Origin of the sequence: Sphingobium sp. (assembly GCF_035511395.1) — a bacterium.
Classification (GTDB): Bacteria; Pseudomonadota; Alphaproteobacteria; order Sphingomonadales; family Sphingomonadaceae; genus Sphingobium.
In genome coordinates, this window is record NZ_DATKFP010000036.1 from 1 (window position 1) to 4,296 (window position 4,296).

Annotated in this window: 2 protein-coding genes; both read left to right on the forward strand. The window is 64.0% G+C overall.

The features are described 5' to 3' along the window. On the forward strand, nucleotides 1–1,302 hold a 1,302-nt coding region (locus tag VMR39_RS01805; RefSeq protein WP_325413758.1), incomplete at its 5' end, for a chromosome partitioning protein ParB. Between the two features lie 120 nt (nucleotides 1,303–1,422). Continuing rightward, nucleotides 1,423–4,296, forward strand: a 2,874-nt coding sequence (locus VMR39_RS01810) for a strawberry notch-like NTP hydrolase domain-containing protein (protein WP_325413760.1), incomplete at its 3' end; no start/stop codon positions are given.

Below are 4,296 nucleotides of genomic sequence, written 5' to 3' on the forward strand. Positions count from 1 at the left end.
TCCGACAGGGCCAACGAGAATTGGATCGATAGCGAGATCATCGATCGGCTTGCTGAGGAACGGATGGAAGCGGCGGCCGAGGCTTTGCGGACCCGCGAAGGCTTCGGTGAACTCAGGGTGCTGTGCCAAACCCGCGTCCCCTATATGGAAACGATGGCGCTCGACGAAGTCGAAGGGGTGCCACCGCCGCTCAGCCAGGAGGACGAGGAGCGGCAGCGCGCTATCGAAACCGAACTGGAATCGATCGCCGACAACGCCGATGAAGACGGCTACACCGACGAGGAGATCGAGCGGATCGAGGCTCTGGAGGCCGAGCACGCGTCTCTCGACGAACGACCTGCAGAACTGGACGCGCAGCAGAAGGCCGGTTCGATCGCTTATATGGTGATCGGCGAGGATGGGGTGCCCCGACTCCACAATCAGTTTTTCGCCATCCCCCAGGAGCCCGGTGAGGATGAAGCGGACGTCGAGGCAGGCGAGGGCGCTGAACCTGAAGACGCCTCCGCTGAAGAAGCAGTGCCTCGCTCATCGATCAGCCAGCGGCTCGGAGACGAGCTGGCGATGATGAAGACCGAGGTGCTGCGGGTCCATGTGGCGAGCGATCCGCATTTTGCGCTCGATCTTGGCACCTTCATCATGGTCGATACGGCGGTCGGTTATCGATACGACATGCCAAGCGACCTGCGCGCGCCTGCACAGAGCTCGCGCAGCTCCGGCTTTGAAAGCGATACGCCCGCCGCGCAAAGCTGGGCGGAGATCGAGGAGGGGCTGGATTGCAGCTGGACCAAGGCGAACGATCTGGTCGGGCGCTATGATGCCTTTTGCGCGCTGGACGACAATGCCCGGGCGGCCTGGCTTAGCTGGGCAGTGGCTCGGACTCTTCATGCCGTTCCTGCAGGGGGTTCGGGTTCTGCGCTCCTCGACCATATCGGTCGCAAGATCGACATCGATATGCCGGCGTGGTGGCGTCCGACCGCCCGCCGCTATTTCGATCGGATCAGCAAGCCTACGATCCTGGAGCATTTCGAGGAGGTGGGCGGCGCTGAACTGCGCAGCCGCTACAGCGCCTCGAAAAAGCATGATCTCGCGCTCTCGGCCGAGAAGCTCTTCACCGGCCAGATCATCGTCGAGGCGGAGGTGAAGGAGAGAGCGCTGCTCTGGCTGCCCGATGCGATGACCTTCGGGCACAGGACCGACGAAGCGGCCGACCTCGACATCGTCGACGACGAACATGGGGAGGATGGCACGAGCGACGAACCGAGCGTCGCCGAGGACGGCGCTGACATCCCCGAAGCCGCCTGAGCGACGACACGGGCGGGGTCGGTCGCCGCCGACCCCGCCATCTCCATTCAGCCTCATGTCCTGACCGCGCCGCAGGGCCCCCCGGGTCCGTGCGCGCGCCATATCCGCTGGAGTATCCGAATGACCCATTCGCTGTTCGCCGCCCTGGAGGCCGGCTCCGATCCGCTTGGCCAGAAAGTCTGGACCCTGGGGGCCGTCGCGCAGTCCCTTGCAGAGTCGATCGTTACAGGCCAGCCTACCACGCGCGCGCGCCTGTCACGCCTGATGACTGCTCATTTTGGCGGGAGCGACGCAGACGGACGCTGGACGTTGCGTGAGGCCTATGACGCTCTGGAGATCGCTCAGGTCGCCGCTCTTGCGCGAAACACGTTGCCATCCTTCGATCCGGCAAATCCGGCTACGGCCCTGGCGGCGCTCTGCGACCTTGCCCAGCGGTTACCAACCCAGAGCTTTCGGTCCGAGCGGCAGGTCGACATGCAGCAATTCTCGACGCCGGCGCCGCTCAGCTTCCTTGCAGCCCTTGCGGCGCAGATCACCTCGGCGGACATGGTGCTGGAACCGTCTGCGGGAACCGGGCTTCTTGCCGTCTATGCGCATATGGCCAAGGCGCGCCTCATCCTCAACGAGCGCGATCCTGTCCGTGCAAGGCTGCTCGGGCAGGCCCTATCAACAAGCGTGACGTGCCATGACGGCGAACATATCGATGATCTATTGCCAAGCGATCAAAGACCGTCGGTCGTCCTCATCAACCCGCCGTTCGCGCGCAGCGAAGCGCGCGGTCGCGATCGTCACGCTGGCGCTCGGCATCTGCGTTCCGCGCTTGCCCGCCTTGCTCTTGGTGGACGATGCGTCGCCATTATGTCGCCGACCTTCGCTGAGGGAGCCAGCGGCGAGACCGGTTACCAGGCCGTTGCCGCGCTGGTTCCTCCGCGCATAGAAATAACGGTCCAGGTCCGGCCCTTCGCCAAACATGGCACGACGATCCCGGTGCGACTCCTTGTCTATGACAAAGGGTGGACCGGGACCACGGAGCGGCTGACCGTACCGGATATCGAAAGCCTTCTGCTGATCGTTCTGGCGATGCCCAAGCGTCTGGATGCCGCCGCACCAGCGCAGGCTGGCGCCGCAGTCGCGGTGCTTGCCGCTGCGCCGCTCAAGCCGACGATAGTTTCGGGCGGCAGACCGTTCCTCACCGCCGCGAAACTCCCAACAGCCCTGAAGCCCTTGGCACGGACGGCTCCGGCGCTCGACTCGACCGTGGAACTGCTGAGTTACGATGTTCTCGATACGCCGCTGCCAGCCGAGGAGCAGATGGGCATCTATGTGCCCTGGCGCCTCTCACGCATGACGATCCCCGGCGCGAAACCCCACCCCGATCAGCTGGTTGAATCGATTGCGATGTCGTCCATCCTGCCGCCGCGGCCTGCCTATCGCCCCAAATTGCCCCGCTGCGCGGTCGCCGCTCTCTCCGACGCCCAGCTGGAAACTATCATCTATGCGGGCCAGGCCTTCGAGCGCGATCTGCCGGGGCTGCATGCGCCAAATGAGGCTGGAACGCTGTTGGCGCCTGACGCCGAGGGCAAGTCCTACCGCATGGGTTATTTCATCGGTGACGGGACTGGCGTCGGCAAAGGGCAGCAGGTGGCCGCCTGCATCATGGATCAATGGAGCCGGGGATGCCGCAAAGCGGTCTGGATTTCCAAGAGCGCGGCGCTGATCGAAGATGCCCGCCGGGACTGGTCGGCGCTCGGCGGTCTGCCCATCGATATCCAGCCGCTCGATGCCTTTCCGTTTGGAACGCCCATCACCATGGAAAGCGGCATCCTGTTCCTCACCTATGCGACCCTGCGATCCCAGCGTCACGATCAGGCCTCCCGCCTGTGGCAATTGCTTGCCTGGCTGGATGAGGATTTCGAAGGCGTCATCTGTTTCGACGAAGCTCATGAGATGGCCAATGCCGCGGGGACGGAGACGCAATTTGGCCAGCAAAAGGGATCGGAACAGGGGCTGGCAGGCGTCAGGCTGCAAAATCTGCGACCCCGTGCTCGTATCCTCTATGTCTCGGCGACCGGCGCGACCGATCCCGCCAATCTTTGCTACGCCATTCGACTGGGTCTTTGGGGTCCGGGCACGTCCTTCGGCGACCGGGCCGAGTTCATGAGCGGAATCGAGAAAGGCGGCATCGCTGCCATGGAGATCGTCGCGCGGGACCTGAAAGCCCTTGGGCTTTACACCGCCAGGGCGCTGACCTTCCGGGGCGTCGAATATGAGCCGCTCGAACATCCGCTGACGCCCGAGCAGATCGAGGTCTATAATGCCTATGCTGACGGCTGGGCGGTGATCCACCGCAACCTCGACGAGGTGCTGGCGATCACCAACATCGTCGACCGCATGGGCGACAAGGCGCTCAACGCACAGGCCAAGGGCACGGCGCTGTCCCGCTTCGAGAGCGCCAAGCAGCGCTTCTTCTCCCAGCTTCTGATTGCCATGAAGGTGCCGACCCTCGTCGCGTCGATCACGAACGAGGTGGATGCGGGGCATCATGCCATCGTCCAACTGGTCACCACGGCCGAGGCGATGCTGGAACGCAGGCTCGCCGCGTTGAGCGCCGAGGAGCGCGCCCACCTCGATATCGAACTCTCGCCCCGCGAGGGGATGATCGACTATCTGAAGTCCGCCTTTCCGGTTCGAATGATGAAGATCATCAAGGGCGCCGATGAGGCGGAGCGTTCAGAGCTCATGGTGGACGAGGGCGGCAATCCGGTTTTTTGTCAGCAAGCGCTGGCCTTGCGCGATGAGATGATCGAGCAGCTGTGCGCGCTCCCGCCGATCGGCTCGGCCCTTGACGAACTGATCCGTCATTTCGGAACAGATAGGGTTGCCGAAGTCACGGGGAGAAGCCGCAGGCTGGTCGTAGATGCCGCCCGGCGGCAGCGCGTCGAGAACCGCGGCGCCCGTAGCAACATCGCCGAGGCTGAGGCGTTCATGTCCGGC